Annotated in this window: 16 protein-coding genes; 11 read left to right on the top strand and 5 right to left on the bottom strand. The window is 66.0% G+C overall.

The annotated features are described in order from the left end of the window. Nucleotides 1-7: 7 nt before the first annotated feature. The 4 genes from LE197_RS26465 to rsd all read left to right on the top strand — a co-directional run bounded on the left by LE197_RS26465 (nt 8) and on the right by rsd (nt 3,806). Nucleotides 8-1,138, top strand: a complete 1,131-nt coding sequence (locus tag LE197_RS26465) for a uroporphyrinogen-III C-methyltransferase (protein ID WP_003123705.1) — start codon at nt 8-10, stop codon at nt 1,136-1,138. After that, nucleotides 1,135-2,373, top strand: a complete 1,239-nt coding sequence (locus LE197_RS26460; protein WP_003096390.1) for a heme biosynthesis protein HemY — start codon at nt 1,135-1,137, stop codon at nt 2,371-2,373. Before LE197_RS26465 ends, LE197_RS26460 begins: the two co-directional genes overlap by 4 nt. A 179-nt stretch (nt 2,374-2,552) precedes the next feature. After that, nucleotides 2,553-3,044: a disulfide bond formation protein B gene (locus LE197_RS26455; RefSeq protein WP_003099230.1), complete on the top strand. Its 492-nt coding sequence runs from the start codon at nt 2,553-2,555 to the stop codon at nt 3,042-3,044. 279 nt (nt 3,045-3,323) lie between these two features. Further along, on the top strand, nt 3,324-3,806 hold the full coding sequence (gene rsd, locus LE197_RS26450) for a sigma D regulator (RefSeq protein ID WP_003120370.1): 483 nt from the start codon (nt 3,324-3,326) through the stop codon (nt 3,804-3,806). Nucleotides 3,807-3,867: 61 nt separating this feature from the next. Here the strand turns inward: rsd and LE197_RS26445 are convergent, their stop codons facing one another. Continuing rightward, entirely contained in the window at nt 3,868-4,497 is a 630-nt protein-coding gene (locus LE197_RS26445; RefSeq protein WP_003146577.1) for an FKBP-type peptidyl-prolyl cis-trans isomerase, read from the bottom strand. Between the two features lie 125 nt (nt 4,498-4,622). Between LE197_RS26445 and algP the strand changes: the two genes are divergently transcribed. After that, on the top strand, nt 4,623-5,681 hold the full coding sequence (algP, locus tag LE197_RS26440; protein WP_003115263.1) for an alginate regulator AlgP: 1,059 nt from the start codon (nt 4,623-4,625) through the stop codon (nt 5,679-5,681). Here the strand turns inward: algP and LE197_RS26435 are convergent. Further along, nucleotides 5,678-6,130 carry a TIGR02444 family protein gene (locus LE197_RS26435; protein WP_029610550.1) on the bottom strand — a complete coding sequence of 151 codons (453 nt, stop codon included), beginning with the start codon at nt 6,128-6,130 and terminating at the stop codon, nt 5,678-5,680. The genes algP and LE197_RS26435 overlap by 4 nt on opposite strands. Before the next feature lie 72 nt (nt 6,131-6,202). Between LE197_RS26435 and LE197_RS26430 the strand changes: the two genes are divergently transcribed. From LE197_RS26430 to LE197_RS26405, 6 genes are all read left to right on the top strand, one after another. Continuing rightward, the gene (locus LE197_RS26430; protein ID WP_003114037.1) at nt 6,203-8,119 is read left to right on the top strand and encodes an ATP-binding cassette domain-containing protein; all 1,917 of its coding nucleotides are present in this window, start codon (nt 6,203-6,205) and stop codon (nt 8,117-8,119) included. Then, nucleotides 8,119-8,697, top strand: coding sequence for a mechanosensitive ion channel family protein (locus tag LE197_RS26425; protein ID WP_003114038.1), 579 nt, complete (start codon nt 8,119-8,121; stop codon nt 8,695-8,697). Before LE197_RS26430 ends, LE197_RS26425 begins: the two co-directional genes overlap by 1 nt. A gap of 6 nt (nt 8,698-8,703) precedes the next feature. After that, nucleotides 8,704-9,462, top strand: a complete 759-nt coding sequence (locus LE197_RS26420) for a TerC family protein (RefSeq protein ID WP_003099222.1) — start codon at nt 8,704-8,706, stop codon at nt 9,460-9,462. 229 nt (nt 9,463-9,691) lie between these two features. After that, nucleotides 9,692-10,321, top strand: coding sequence for a LysE family transporter (locus LE197_RS26415; RefSeq protein ID WP_003096365.1), 630 nt, complete (start codon nt 9,692-9,694; stop codon nt 10,319-10,321). A gap of 104 nt (nt 10,322-10,425) precedes the next feature. Beyond that, nucleotides 10,426-12,327 carry a cytochrome c/FTR1 family iron permease gene (locus LE197_RS26410; protein WP_031637896.1) on the top strand — a complete coding sequence of 634 codons (1,902 nt, stop codon included), beginning with the start codon at nt 10,426-10,428 and terminating at the stop codon, nt 12,325-12,327. Nucleotides 12,328-12,393: 66 nt separating this feature from the next. Beyond that, nucleotides 12,394-12,876 (top strand): YaiI/YqxD family protein, encoded by a 483-nt coding sequence (locus tag LE197_RS26405; protein WP_003099218.1) that lies wholly within the window; start codon nt 12,394-12,396, stop codon nt 12,874-12,876. Here the strand turns inward: LE197_RS26405 and LE197_RS26400 are convergent. The 3 genes from LE197_RS26400 to LE197_RS26390 all read right to left on the bottom strand — a co-directional run bounded on the left by LE197_RS26400 (nt 12,861) and on the right by LE197_RS26390 (nt 14,853). Next, a complete protein-coding gene (locus LE197_RS26400) occupies nt 12,861-13,334 on the bottom strand; it encodes a thioesterase family protein (RefSeq protein ID WP_003111254.1) in 474 nt (157 codons plus the stop codon). The two genes, LE197_RS26405 and LE197_RS26400, sit on opposite strands and share 16 nt — an antisense overlap. 95 nt (nt 13,335-13,429) lie before the next feature. Continuing rightward, nucleotides 13,430-14,098 carry an isoprenoid biosynthesis glyoxalase ElbB gene (elbB, locus tag LE197_RS26395; RefSeq protein WP_003099212.1) on the bottom strand — a complete coding sequence of 223 codons (669 nt, stop codon included), beginning with the start codon at nt 14,096-14,098 and terminating at the stop codon, nt 13,430-13,432. Between the two features lie 164 nt (nt 14,099-14,262). After that, nucleotides 14,263-14,853: a DedA family protein gene (locus tag LE197_RS26390; RefSeq protein ID WP_003096354.1), complete on the bottom strand. Its 591-nt coding sequence runs from the start codon at nt 14,851-14,853 to the stop codon at nt 14,263-14,265. Nucleotides 14,854-14,910 lie beyond the last annotated feature (57 nt).

The raw sequence follows: 14,910 nt of genomic DNA, 5'->3' as shown, positions 1-14,910 counted from the left end.
TGGACCTGTGAGCGAAGCAGTCACTCCCCAAGACGACGCAAGAACTTCCACTTCCACCCCTTCTCCCGTTGCACCCGATGCATCCAGGCGTTCCGGTACCGCCACCGGCCTGGCGTTGCTCGCCCTGCTGGTTGGCGTGGCGGGACTCGGCGCGGGTGGCTGGAGCTTCTGGCAGGTCCAGCAGTTGCAGGGCACCGAGCGTGACCAGCTGGCGCAGCTGGAAGATGCCCGTGGCAAGACCGAATCCCTGGCCCAGCGCAACCAGCAACTGGCTGCCCGCCTGGACGCTTTGCCTACCGCGGACGAACTGGAGGCCCGGCGACGCCTTGTGGTGGAGCTGCAGGGCGACCAGCAGCATCTCAGCGAGCAACTGAAGAAGGTCCTCGGCCAGAGCCGCCAGCAATGGCGACTGGCCGAGGCCGAACACCTGCTGCGCCTGGCCAGCCTGCGCCTGTCCGCCTTGCAGGACGTGGGCAGCGCCACCGAGCTGGTGCAGGGCGCCGATGACATCCTGCGCGCGCAGAACGATCCCGGCGCCTATGCCGCCCGCGCCAAGCTGGCGGCCAGCCTCGAGGCCCTGCGTGCGTTGCCGGAGCCGGACCGTACCGGGCTGTTCGTGCAACTGGCGGCGTTGCGCGAGCAGGTCAACCAGTTGCAACCGCTCACGCCGACCTTCAAGGAAGGCGAAAGCGGTGCCAGCAATGTCGCCTGGGGCGACGGCAACAGCACCTGGGAGCTGTGGTGGGAGAAGATCTCGCGCTACATCCGCATCGACTTCAATGCCGGCCAGGACATTCGTCCGCTGCTGGCCGGCGAGCAATTGGCGCAGGTGCGCCTGACCATCGGCCTGGCCCTGGAGCAAGCCCAGTGGGCGGCGCTGAATGGCAAGCAGGAAGTCTACGAGCAGGCGCTGAAGCAGGCCCAGGACGTGCTGGACGGCTATTTCAACGTAGAGCTGGCCGACAGCCGCGCGTTGAAGTTGCGTATCGATGAGTTGGCGAAGCAGCCGGTCACCGTGCAGGTCCCTGACCTCGCACCGGCCCTGAGCGCCCTGCAGTCCTACGTGTCGCGCCGCGAGGCCGCCGGCAACCTGGTGCCCGAGGCGCAGGCGGCTCCGGCCACGGAGGGCCGTCCATGAGACGCATCTACCTCCTGGTCCTGGCGGTGGTGCTGGTCGCCACGCTGGTTGGGCTGGCGATCTCCGAGCAGGCCGGCTATGTGCTGATCGCCTACAAGAGCTTCCGTTACGAATCCAGCCTGTGGTCGTTCCTCGCCCTGCTGGCGGTGGTCTGGCTGCTGGTGGTGCTGGTGCGCCTGGTCCTGCGCCTGCTCGGCAGCTCGGGGCGGGTGGTCAACCCCTGGTCGCGCTACAACCGCCGGCGTCGCGTGCAGATGGCCGAGCACAGCGGCCTGCGCGATCTCGGCGAAGGCAACTGGCCGCAAGCACTGCGTCACTTGCGGCGGGCGGCGGAGATGGGCGAGCGGCCGCTGATGCATTACCTCGGCGCGGCGCGGGCCGCCAACGAACTCGAACGCTACGACGAGGCCGACGACCTGCTGAACCGGGCTCGCGAGCGCGAGCCGGACGCCCAATTGCTGGTCGGCCTGACCCGTGCGCAACTGCTGATCAATCGCGGCGACTACCCGCAGGCACGCAATACCCTTGAAGAGCTGCACGGGCTCCAGCCGCAGCACCGCACGGTATTGCGGCTGATGCAGCAGCTGTACGTCACCCAGCACGACTGGCAGGCCCTTTGCGTCCTGCTGCCGGAGCTGCGCAAGGAGCGTGTGCTGAAGGATTCCGAACTGCGCGACCTCGAACGCCGTGCCTGGGTGGCTTCCTTGCAGGAAGCCGGCGAGCGTGGACTGAACGAGGGCGAGACGGCGTTGCAGCCGCTGACCCAGCGCTGGCAGAACGTGCCTTCGGCGCTGCGTGCAGACCCGGCGATTGTCGCGGGCTATGCCGCCCAACTGCTTCGCCTGGGCGCCGAGGAAGAGGCTGAAGAAGTCCTCCGCCATGCGCTCAAGCAAGGCTTCGACGCGACCCTGGTGCAACTCTACGGGCAGGTGCGCGGGCGCGATCCGGGCAAGCAATTGCAGGCCGCGGAAGGTTGGCTCAAGGAACATCCGAACGATCCCGGCCTGCTGCTGACCCTGGGGCGCCTGTGCCTGATCAACAAGCTCTGGGGCAAGGCCCGGGAATACCTGGAGGCCAGCCTGAGCTTCCAGCGCAGTGCCGAGACCTGCGCCGAGCTGGGACGCCTGCTGGCGCAGCTCGGCGAGGTCGAGCGCAGCAACCAGTTGTTCCAGGAGGGCCTGGTCCTGCTCGATCGGCGTACTCCGGGGCTGCCCGTGGTGGTGGCGGGCATTTGAGCATGGGGAACGCCACCCGGCGTTCCCCGTTCGGCTCCATCGGCAGGACTGTGGCGGCTTGTCGCGGGCGCCTGGCATGATTCGGGATGTCTTGCCGCAGAGCGGCCTTGCGGCTTGAAACGGCCGGAGGCTTTCCACTACCGTAGGCGGCCTTTCCCCTGTGTACCTGTGGATCCGCCATGCCCCTGGCCAGCCCCCGTCAGCTTTTCCTTCTCGCGTTCCTGGCCTGCGTCGCCATCATGGGCGGGGCGCTGTACCTGGAACATGTGGTTGGCCTGGAGGCCTGCCCGCTGTGCGTCGTGCAGCGGATCTTCTTCATCCTGATCGGCCTGACCTGCCTCGCTGGCGCGATCCAGGGGCCCGGTCTACGTGGGCGGCGTATCTACTCCGTGCTGGTGTTCCTGCTCGCTCTCGGCGGCGGGGCCACGGCCGCCCGCCAGGTATGGTTGCAGACCGTTCCGCTGGACCAACTGCCGGCCTGCCTGCCCAGCCTCGACTACATGATGCAGGCGCTTCCCTTCCAGGAAGTGATCCGCCTGGTCCTGCATGGCACCGCGGATTGTGCCCAGGTGAGCTGGACGCTGTTCACCCTGAGCATTCCGGAATGGAGCCTGCTGGCGTTCGTTGCCTATCTCGGTTTCTCCATCGTGCAGTTCCTCCGACGTGCCTGACGCGGGCTGTCCCGTGGCCTTTCGTCAGCTCTCGAGCGTCGGCCGTATCGATTTGGCGAAAACCAGAGCGGATGCGGGATACCGATCAAACATCCGTATGAATTTTTCTGTACGGGCGTCTTGATGGGGTCATCCCGGGGGCATAATCTGGCTTTCCGTAGCGCCGGAGTCCGCCCCTTGCACAGGCGTTCTCCCACAGAGCGCAGAGAGTGCGTCAGCAATGCGTCTCGGAGCGGACGATGATTCTCCGGGACGTCCGAAGAGGGAAGCGAGGACAACATGCTCGAAAGCTGCCGTAATGCCCAAGAGCGGTGGGGGGGCGTGCACCAACTGATCGATCGCTGGCTGCATGAGCGCCAGCAACTGGTGCAGGCCTTCGATGCCCTGAGCGGTATTCAGGCACCGGCGCCCAACGCCGAAGAACTCCAGCATTTTTGCCAATTGCTGCTGGACTACGTATCTGCCGGACACTTCGAGGTCTACGAGCAACTGACGGCGGAAGGCAAGGCCTTCGGCGATCAGCGCGGCCTGGAGCTGGCCAAGCAGATCTTCCCCCGGCTGGAAGCCATCACCGAATCCGCGCTGAACTTCAACGATCGCTGCGACAACGGCGATTGCCGTGAAGGAGCCTGCCTCATCGCGGAGCTGAAGGTCCTGCGGCAACAGTTGCACGAACGCTTCGAGCTGGAGGACTGCCTCATCGAAGTCCTGCACAACGCCCACAGCCAGAGCGGCGCAGAGGGTTCGGCAGTACCGGTCTGATTCACCGGCGAGTCGTTACGAAACGGCGCGTCTCCATGCGGGAGAGCGCCATTTTTGCATTTTAGCGGACGCCCAGCAGGTCGATCTCGAAGACCAGCGGAGCGTCGGGCGGGATCAGGTCGCCAGCGCCTTCGTGGCCATAGGCTTGCGCCGAAGGAATCACCACTCGCCAGCACGCGCCGACAGGCATCGCTCGCAACGCTGTGCGCCATCCCTCTATCACACTGTCCAGGGCGAACCACTCGGCGCTTTCGCTCTGGTCGAACACTTGACCGTCGGCGAGCAGGCCGCGGTAACGGACGTGTACCTGGGTTGCCGCGCCGATGCCGTTACCTTGGCCACGACGTAATTCGCTGACGAGGACGCCGCCGGTCAATTCGCGGACGCCGAAGCGGGCTTTTTCGTTGGCCAGGAAGCGGGCCTCGGCGGGTGTGGTCCGCGGTGTTTCCGTCGTGGCGTTCTCGTGTTGCAGCAGAAGTTGTTCGATGCGTTCGGGGGGGATTTCAAGTGCCTCGCCGCGATAGGCCTGGCGCAGTCCGAGAAGTAGCTCGGATAGCTCTAGGCCGGGCATTTCCTGCTGTAGGCGCATGCCCAGGCGGGCGCCTACGGCATAGGCCAGTTCGTCCTTGGGGGGCGCGGCGAAAAGCGGCAGCGGCAGTAGAAAAAGACCGATGAAAAGGCGGCGCGGCATGCGGTTTCTCCAGACGAATCGGCGGGCAATCCTGGCGCACGTCGCTTGTAGCACATCGAACCCGTTGGCGAGAGGGGGTGTGCGGGTCTAGTATGGGCGCAACCACGTCCGCCTGGAGGCACGTCATGTCGGCCAACAAGAAGCCCGTCACCACCCCCTTGCACCTGTTGCAGCAACTTTCCCACAGCCTTGTCGAGCACCTGGAAGGTGCGTGCAAACAAGCGCTGGTCGATTCGGAAAAGCTCCTGGCCAAACTTGAAAAGCAACGTGGCAAAGCCCAGGAAAAACTGCACAAGGCTCGCACCAAGCTGCAGGATGCTGCCAAGGCCGGCAAGACCAAGGCACAGGCCAAGGCGCGCGAGACCATCAGCGACCTGGAAGAAGCGTTGGATACCCTGAAGGCCCGGCAGGCGGACACCCGTACCTACATCGTCGGCCTCAAGCGTGACGTACAGGAAAGCCTCAAGCTGGCGCAGGGTGTCGGCAAGGTGAAGGAAGCCGCTGGCAAGGCTCTGGAGAGCCGCAAGGCGAAACCCGCGACCAAACCTGCTGCGAAGGCGGCAGCCAAGCCTGCGGTGAAAACCGTAGCGGCGAAGCCTGCGGCCAAGCCGGCTGCGAAGCCTGCTGCGAAACCGGCGGCCAAGCCTGCGGCGAAAACCGCGGCAGCGAAGCCCGCAGCCAAGCCGACGGCGAAGCCTGCTGCGAAACCGGCGGCCAAGCCCGCGGCGAAAACCGCAGCCGCGAAGCCCGCAGCCAAGCCGGCGGCGAAGCCTGTGGCGAAACCGGCGGCCAAGCCTGCGGCGAAAACCGCAGCCGCGAAGCCCGCCGCCAAGCCGGCAGCGAAGCCTGTCGCGAAACCGACGGCCAAGCCCGCGGCGAAAACCGCAGCCGCGAAGCCCGCAGCCAAGCCAGCTGCGAAGCCTGCGGCGAAACCGGCGGCCAAGCCTGTGGCGAAATCCGCGGCCGCGAAGCCTGCAGCCAAGCCGGCTGCGAAGCCTGCGGCGAAACCGGCGGCCAAGCCTGCGGCGAAACCCGTAGCCGCGAAACCTGCCGCAACCAAGCCCGCCACCGCTCCTGCTGCGAAGCCTGCGGCGACTCCCAGCGCCCCGGCAGCCGCCTCCAGCGCTGCTTCGGCAACGCCTGCCGCGGGCAGCAACGGCGCCGCCCCGACCAGCGCCTCCTAAGGCGCTGTCTGCAAAGCCGCCGAGCCAAGCACCAGCAAAGCCCGGCGCTCTGCTTCCGTGCAGATGTCCCGGCTGCAGGCTTGCAGCCAGGCATCCGCACTGCGATGCGCTTCCTGGCCCTCCAGCCAGGCTGTGGCCAGGTCGGCCAGGCGTTGCAGGTGTTCCCGTTCCGCTCGTAGTTCCTGGGCCTTCATTTCCTCGCGGAGTTCGGCCAGGCAGGCGTCGTGGGTTGCCGCTTCGCGCCAGGCGCAACGCAATCTGCGCAGGGGTTCGATGACCGTTTCGCGCCAGGGACGCGCGGCGTTCTCCAGGATCTGGGCGCGTTCTTTCGAGCAGCTCACACCGCGCCTGCCAAGCCAGGCGGCGACCAGCAACAGGCAGACGTCCGCACCTTGCTCCTGAAGCGCGAGGCAAGCCGTTTCCACGCCCGGCCGGGCATAGACGTCCACCGCGAATTTCCAGACATTTCCAGTCATACAGCCTCACGCTCCGCAAGGGCGAAACTGATAAACTCCGCCGCCATGATCCGACTCCTCAATCTTACGCTACAGCGCGGGCCGCAGCGCCTCCTGGAAGCTGCTGAACTGACCCTGCACGCCGGCCAGAAAGCCGGTCTCATCGGGGCCAATGGCGCTGGCAAGTCCAGCTTGTTCGCGCTGTTGCGCGGCCAGCTCGGGCAGGATGCCGGCGACTGCCTGTTGCCCGCCGACTGGCGCATCGCGCACATGCGCCAGGAGGTCGATACCCTGGATCGCCTGGCGGTGGATTACGTGCTCGACGGCGACAGTCGCCTGCGCGAGATCCAGGCGGCGCTGGCCGTCGCCGAAGCGGCGCACGACGGTTCTGCCCTGGCGCGCCTGCATACCGAGCTGGACAACGCCGACGGTTATACCGCCGATGCACGGGCGCGCAAGCTGCTGGCCGGGCTCGGCTTCAGCAGCGAGCAGATGGAGCGCCGGGTCGGTGATTTCTCCGGTGGTTGGAGGATGCGCCTGAACCTGGCGCAGGCGCTGATGTGCCCGTCCGACCTGCTGTTGCTCGACGAACCGACCAACCACCTCGACCTGGACGCCATCCTCTGGCTGGAAGAGTGGCTCAAGGGTTATCCCGGCACTCTGGTGCTGATCTCCCACGACCGCGACTTCCTCGATGCGGTGGTGGACCACGTGGTGCATCTGGAAAACCGCAAGCTGACCCTCTACCGCGGCGGCTATTCCGCTTTCGAGCGGACCCGCGCCGAGCGGCTGGCTCAGCAACAGCAGGCCTACGAGAAACAGCAGGCGCAGCGTGCGCACATGGAAAGCTTCATCGCCCGCTTCAAGGCCAAGGCCACCAAGGCGCGCCAGGCGCAGAGCCGGATCAAGGCGCTGGAGCGTCTAGAGGAACTGGCGCCGGCACATGTCGATTCGCCGTTCAATTTCAGTTTCCGCGAGTCGGACAAGATCTCCCGGCCGTTGCTGGATCTCGGCGAAGGCCGTCTCGGCTATGGCGACAAGGCGGTGCTGGAGAAGGTCAAGCTGCAACTGGTGCCCGGTGCGCGGATCGGCCTGCTCGGTCCCAACGGCGCCGGCAAGTCGACGCTGATCAAGACCCTGGCCGGGGACCTGCCCGAGCTGGGCGGCCGCCTGCTGCGCGGCGAGAACCTGGCCATCGGGTACTTCGCCCAGCACCAGCTCGATTCGCTGGATCCACAGGCCAGCCCGTTGCTACATCTGCAGCGTATCGCCCCCGGCGAGCGCGAACAGACCCTCAAGGACTTCCTCGGCGGCTTCGACTTCCGCGGCGTTCGGGTGGACGAGCCGGTATTGAACTTCTCCGGTGGCGAGAAAGCGCGCCTGGCCCTGGCGCTGATCGCCTGGCAGAAGCCCAACCTGCTGCTGCTCGACGAGCCGACCAACCACCTCGACCTGGAAATGCGCCTGGCCTTGACCATGGCTCTACAGGAGTTTTCCGGGGCGGTCCTGGTGGTTTCCCACGACCGGCACCTGCTCAAAAGCACCACCGATGAATTCCTCCTGGTCGCCGATGGGCGCGTGGTGCCGTTCGATGGCGATCTCGACGATTACGCCCGTTGGCTGGTCGACTATCGTGCGCGCAAGGCGCCGCAGGCCGAGACCGCGCCGGGTGCGCCGACCGAACGCACCGACAAGCGCGCCCAGCGCCAGGCAGCGGCCGCGCTGCGCCAGCAGCTGGCGCCGCACAAGCGCGAGGCCGACAAGCTGGAGCGCGAACTCGGCGGCCTGCACGAAAAGCTAGCCGCTATCGAGGCGCGGCTGGGCGACAGCGCCCTGTACGACGTATCGCGAAAGGACGAATTGCGCGAGTTGCTGTCCGAACAATCGAGCCTGAAGGTTCGCGAAGGCGAGCTGGAGGAACGTTGGCTGGAGGCCCTGGAAACCCTCGAAGCCCTGCAGAAAGAACTAGAGGCCAGTGAGTGATGGAAGACTTGCAGGTGTTGACGCAGACCTGGAGCGGGCCGCTGGTGGTGGCGATGCAGATCCTGCTCATCCTGCTGGTCGCCTGGCTGCTACAGCGCCTGGTCCGACGCACGGTGACCCGTATCGGCGAGCGTTATCCGGTGCCGCCGGAGCTGCTCCTGCCGCTGCGTGGGGGCCTGCGCTGGCTGATCATGGTCAGCGCACTGATCATGGTGCTGGAGCGCCTGGGCGTGTCCGCCGAAGTGCTGTGGACCGCGCTGACCGGTTTCGCCGCGGTGGCGGCGGTAGCCTTCTTCGCCATCTGGAGCGTGCTCTCCAACCTGTTCTGTGCGTTGCTGATCTTCACCGTCGGGCCGTTCCGCATCGGCGACCGCGTGGAGCTGATCGATAGCGCCGACAAACCGGGCGTCACCGGACGCGTGGTTGCCATCAATCTCTTGTATACGACACTGGAAGAAACCCTCGAGGATGGCTCGCCGGGCCCGCTGCTGCAGATTCCCAACAGCCTGTTCTTCCAGAAAGCCGTGCGTCGCTGGCGTGGGCCAGGTTTTTCAACTCCAACAAAAAACGGGAAATAACCATCTATGGAATGGCTCGCCAGTCCTGAAATCTGGGTCGCGTTCCTGACCCTGACCGCCCTGGAAATCGTCCTCGGCATCGACAACATCATCTTCATCTCGATCCTGGTCGGGCGCCTGCCGCCGGCCCAGCAACCGAAGGCGCGCTTCTTCGGCCTGGCCCTGGCCATGGGCACGCGGATCCTGCTGTTGCTCTCGATCACCTGGGTCATGCGCCTGACCACCGACCTGTTCCACCTGTTCGGCCAGGGCATCTCCGGGCGTGACCTGATCCTCTTCTTCGGCGGCCTGTTCCTGCTGTTCAAGAGCACCATGGAGATCTACCACAGCCTGGAAGGCGCGGAAGAAGAGCAGAAGAGCGGCGGCAAGGTCCACGGCTTCATGGGCATCATCGTCCAGATCGCGATCATCGACATCATCTTCTCCCTGGACTCGGTGATCACCGCCGTCGGTCTGGTGCAGAACGTGCCGGTGATGGTCGCGGCGATCGTCATCTCGGTCGGCGTGATGATGCTGGCGGCAGGCACCATCAGCGACTTCATCGAGAAACACCCCTCGCTGAAGATGCTCGCCCTGTCGTTCCTCATCGTGGTCGGCACCGTGCTGGTGGCCGAGTCCTTCGAAGTGCACGTGCCGAAAGGCTACGTCTACTTCGCCATGGCCTTCTCCCTGGCGGTGGAGGCGCTGAACATCCGCTTGCGCGGAGCCCTGGCGCGCAAGCGCGGCGAAGAGCCGGTGAAGCTGCGCAAGGGTTCGCCGGACTGAGAGCGTTCGGGGCCAGGGCGAATAGCCGCATCGCGGTGGTCTGCCCAACATGGCTGAGCGCGTATCCTCGGGAAAGCCCGGCATCTGCCGGGTTTTTTCTGTCCGCCAGGTTGCGCCCGCAAAGGTTGGGCGAGGCGCGTGGTCGGAAAACCTGTGCGGCTGCTCCGCCTTGGTGCACACTGGCTTTTTCGTTCCCGCCGCCAGCCGCGTTCGCTTTCCGAGGTGTGCAATGCTCGTCAGTACCTGGTTCGCCTTCTTCCTCGCCTGCTGGGCCATCAGCCTGTCGCCGGGCGCCGGAGCCATCGCCTCGATGTCCTGCGGGTTGCAGTACGGCTTTGCGCGAGGCTACTGGAACGCGCTGGGCCTGCAGATCGGCCTGGCCCTGCAGATCGCCATTGTCGCCGCCGGCGTCGGTGCGTTGCTGGCGACCTCGGCACTGGCTTTCAGCCTGATCAAGTGGTTCGGCGTGGCCTACCTGGTGTACCTGGCGGTGCGCCAGTGGCAGGCGCCGCCACAGGCCTTGAGCACCGATGGCGAACGGCCTCTGGGGCGACCGTTGACCCTGGTGCTGCGTGGTTTCCTGGTCAACGCCAGCAATCCCAAGGCGGTGATCTTCATGCTCGCGGTGCTGCCGCAGTTCATCGACCCGCACCAGCCGCTGCTGGCGCAATACCTGATCATGGGCGGCACCATGATCGTCGTCGACCTGATCGTCATGGCCGGCTACACCGGGCTGGCTGCGCGCGTGCTACGCGTACTGCGTTCGCCGCGCCAGCAGAAGCTGGTGAACCGTACCTTCGCCAGCCTGTTCGTCGGTGCCGCGGGGCTGCTGGCGACGGTACGCCGAGCGCCGCTCTGAGCCGCCCGACACGCTGATGGGCGTGATTGTTACAGAGTATTTCTTGCATGGGCGGGAAGGCGAAGGGACAATTTAATCTCTTCCATTCTCACTTCGTCTTCGCCATGCACCCTCCGAAAATCCTGCTGTGGCTGCTGCCGCTGGTCTGCGCGTTCAGCCTTGGAGCTCTTGCCGACACGGCCGTCGACCCCTCCCAAGCCTTGCATCTGTTGAGTTACCTGGCGGCCGACTATCCGCCGACCGTGGCTGACGGCAAGATCGTCGACCCCAGCGAATACCAGGAACAGGTGGAGTTCGTCGGCAACCTGCAGGCATTGGTCCTGACCCTGCCGATGCGCCCCGAGCGCGCCGAGCTGGAGAGGGGCGTCGCCAGCCTGCGCCAGGCCATCGAGCAGCGCTTGCCGGGAAGGGACGTGGCCCTCCAGGCGCGCAACCTCGAGGCACGGGTGGCGGATATCTACCAGGTGGTGCAGACCCCCGCGATCACCCCCGACCCGAGCCGCGCGGCGCCGATCTATGCCCAGCAGTGCGCGATCTGCCATGGCGATGCGGGCAAGGGCGACGGCCCCGCCGGCATCGGCCTGGAACCGCCGCCAGCGAACCTCACCGATCGCCAGCGCCTCGACCACCTGAGCCTCTACGACCTGCGTAACGTCATCGGCCTGGGCGTGGCGGGCACCGACATGCCGGCGTTCGCCGACCAGCTCGACGAACGCCAGCGCTGGGATCTGGCCAGCTATGTGGCCGGCCTGAGCGCCCGCAGTGCGCAGCCGGACAAGGCCCATGCCTACCCGCTGGCGACCCTGGCCACGCAGACTCCGGCCGAAGTCGCCGAGTACGACGGCGAGGCCGCTGCGGAGAGCTTCCGCGCCCTGCGTGCGCATCCGCCGCTGGAGCAGCGCGGTCCTGGGCAGTTGATCGACTATACCACCGCCACCCTGGACAAGAGCTTCGCGGTCTATCGCGAAGGCGACCGCGACCAGGCCTACGACCTGTCGGTGGCGGCCTACCTGGAAGGCTTCGAGCTGGTGGAAAGCTCGCTGGACAACGTCGACGCCGATTTGCGCCGCTCCACCGAGAAGCAGCTGATGGCCTACCGCCAGGCGTTGCGCGATGGCCTCCCGGAAACCCAGGTGGCGCAACAGCTGGAGCTGGCCAAGGGCAAGCTGGCAGAGGCCGCCAAGCAGCTTGGCGGCGACTCGCTGAGTTTCTCCATCAGTTTCGTTTCCGCCTTGTTGATCCTGTTGCGCGAAGGGGTAGAGGCAATCCTGGTGCTTGCCGCCATCCTCGCCTTCCTGCGCAATACCGGGCAGGAAAGTGCCGTGCGTGGCGTGCACGTCGGCTGGGGGCTGGCCTTCGTCGCCGGCTTCGCCACCTGGGCGTTGGCCGCCTATGTGATCGATATCGGCGGTGCCCAGCGCGAGCTGATGGAGGGCTTCACCTCTCTGTTCGCCTGCGTGATGGTGCTCTGGCTCGGCGTCTGGATGCACGACCGCCGCCACGCGGCAGCCTGGCAGGACTACATCCGCAGCAGCCTGGTGGGCGGTGGCGGACGCTTCGGCTTCGCAGTGCTGGCGTTCTTCTCGGTCTACCGCGAGTTGTTCGAGGTCATCCTGTTCTACGAAACCCTCTGGTTGCAGGCCGGACCGGCCGGGCACAATGCCGTGATCGGCGGTGCGGCGACCGCCGTGGTCCTGTTGATCGGCCTGGCCTGGGTGATCCTGCGTGGTTCGGCGAAACTGCCGCTGGGGTTGTTCTTCAGCATCAACGCGGCGTTGCTCTGTGCGCTCTCGGTGGTGTTCGCCGGACATGGCGTCATCGCCTTGCAGGAAGCCGGGGTGATCGGCACTCGTCCGGTCCCGTTCTTCGACTTCGACTGGCTGGGGATCAAGGCCGACGCCTATTCGCTGTCGGCCCAGGCCATGGCGCTGGTGGCCATCGCGCTGCTCTACGGACGTAGCCGGATCGTCGAGCGCCGGCGTGCGGCGGCCAACGCGGCCGACTGAGCGGGTTCGCGCAACCACGACGGCCAGTGCGATACTGGCCGTCGTCATTTCTACGGAAGTCCGTTCATGCGTATCTGGATCGATGCCGACGCCTGCCCCAAGGCGGCCAAGGAACTGGTCTGCAAGTTCGCCCTCAAGCGCAAGCTGGAAGTCTGGATGGTCGCCGGCCAGCCGCAGGTCAAGCCGCCGTTCGCCTGCGTGCGTCTGGTGGTGGTGGAAAGCGGGATGGATGCGGCTGACGATTACCTGGTGGAGCAGGCCGAGCCGGGCGACCTGGCGATCTGCAGCGACGTACCGCTGGCCGATCGGCTGATCAAGAAACAGGTTGCCGCCCTCGATCCTCGCGGCCGCGAGTTCGACGCGCGGAACATGGGCGATAAGCTGGCCATGCGCAACCTGATGGCCGACCTGCGTGACCAGGGGCAGATGGGCGGCGGCCAGGCGCCCTACGGTGAGCGTGACCGCCAGGCGTTCGCCAACGCCCTGGACCGCCTGCTCACCCGCCTGCAGCGGGAAGCCGATCTACGCGCGAGTCAGCCGCACAGATAGGTACCGGTACCGACGGCGACCAGCGTGCCGTCGTCGCTATGCAGTTCCGAGCGCACCACTGCGACCTTGTTGCCCGAGCGAAGCGGCACCGCATGGGCGGTGAACGTCCGGCCGCGTCCCGGGCGCAGGTAGTCGACGCGCAAGTCGATGGTGCCGAGTTTCGACAGCCGCGCCATGCGCTCGTGGCCTGGCAGTTCGCGATGCCGTTCGAGGGCGCCGATCAGGGCCATCGCTCCGCCGGTGACGTCGAGCAGGCTGGAGATCACCCCGCCGTGGAGAATGCCCTGGACGAAGTTGCCGATCAGTTCGTCCTTCATCGGCAGGTCGAGGACTACCCGCTCGCGGCCCAGGCTCGCCACGCGGATGCCGAGCATGCGGTTGAAGGGGATGCGCTGGAAGAAATCCGCCACCAGTTGGTGGACGTCGTCAGGCAGGGCGGAGGAGGGCGTTTCGCTCATCGCGGCGTCTCGATTCGATGGTTTCGAGACGCACGCTGGCGTAGCGGCACGGATTTGAAAAGGGCGGCGGCGCGACCGCCCTCGTGCTTGGCCGATCAGGCCTTGTCCTGGTCCACCAGTTCGAGCACCCGGTCGACCAGCTTGTTGATCCCGGAAGCGGCTTCGGCTATCGACTGGGCGAGCATGTAGGCCGGGGTGGTCACCAGCTTGCGCGCGCTGTCTTCGACGATCTCGTCCACCGGCGCGTCGATGTGCTCGGCACCCATCTGCTTCAGCGCGTCGGCGGTGTCGGCGTCGTTGCCGATGGTGCATTGGACGCCGGCGCCGTAGATCTTCGCCGCCATCGCCGGAGCGATGCAGATCAGCCCGACTGGCTTGCCGGCTTCGGCGAAAGCCTTGGCCAGCGCCAGCACGTCCGGCTGCACCTGGCATTGCGCGCCGTTGATGGCAAAGTCGCTGAGGTTCTTCGCAGCGCCGAAGCCACCGGGCACGATCAGCGCGTCGTAGTCCTCGGCGCGGGCTTCGCGCAGGTCCTTGACTTCGCCGCGGGCGATACGCGCGGACTCGACCAGGACATTGCGGCTTTCCGGCATTTCCTCGCCGGTCAGGTGGTTGACCACATGGTGCTGGGCGATGTTCGGCGCGAAGCATTGTGCCTCGGCGCCACGCTGGCTGAGGCGGAGCAGGGTGATCACGCTTTCGTGGATTTCCGCGCCATCGTAGACGCCACAACCGGAGAGGATGACGGCAACTTTCTTGTGCATGAGGCTTACTCCTTGGGAACGCAGGATCCGGACCGGACGGGCCTGGCCGGGGTCGGTATCGCGCAAGCATAGCGAGCCGCCGGCCCCGGCGGCCAGCCGGAGCGGAGGGTACAAGGAGTTGGAGTGTACGAAGGGGCCGGCTGTTCAGTCGCGTCGGCGCGGGTTCACTCGGATTTGTCGGCGTTGCCGCCCGCGCCGTTGCCGCGCGGTGTCTTGAAACGCCGCCATAGCCAGAGCAGCAGGCCCAGCACGATCAGGCCGCCGAGGACCATGAGTTCGTATTTCTTGATGTTGCCGAGCATGCCTTCCAGTACGCTGCCGAAATAGTAGGCGGCGGAGCCCAGCGCGGCGGCCCAGACGATGGCGCCGATGCCGTTGAGAAGAAGATAGCGGGCCGGTGGATAGCCGGACAGGCCGATGGCCACCGGCATCACCGTACGCAGGCCATAGACGAAGCGGAAACTCAGCACCCACAGGTCGGGATGGCGGCGCACATGGTCCAGCGCCTTGTCGCCGAGCTTCTGCCAGCGCGGCTTGCGCGCCAGCAACCGGCGGCCGTGGCGGCGGCCGAGGAAGTACCAGAGTTGGTCACCGGCGTAGCTGCCGAGGAAGGCGGTGAGAATCACGGTATCCAGCTGCATGTAGCCGCGGAAGGCAAGGAACCCGGCCAGCACGAGAATGGTTTCGCCCTCGAAGAAAGTACCGAGAAAAAGGGCGAAATAGCCGAAGTCCTGCAGGAATTGTTGGAGCATCATCGGGGCAGCGAAGCGAAATGAACGCGCAGCCTAACTCGGTTGAGGGCGTGGGGAAAG

The sequence above is a fragment of the Pseudomonas sp. PS1(2021) genome, from assembly GCF_020405165.1.
Taxonomy (GTDB): domain Bacteria; phylum Pseudomonadota; class Gammaproteobacteria; order Pseudomonadales; family Pseudomonadaceae; genus Pseudomonas; species Pseudomonas aeruginosa.
This window is presented reverse-complemented; position numbering and strand designations above follow the sequence as displayed.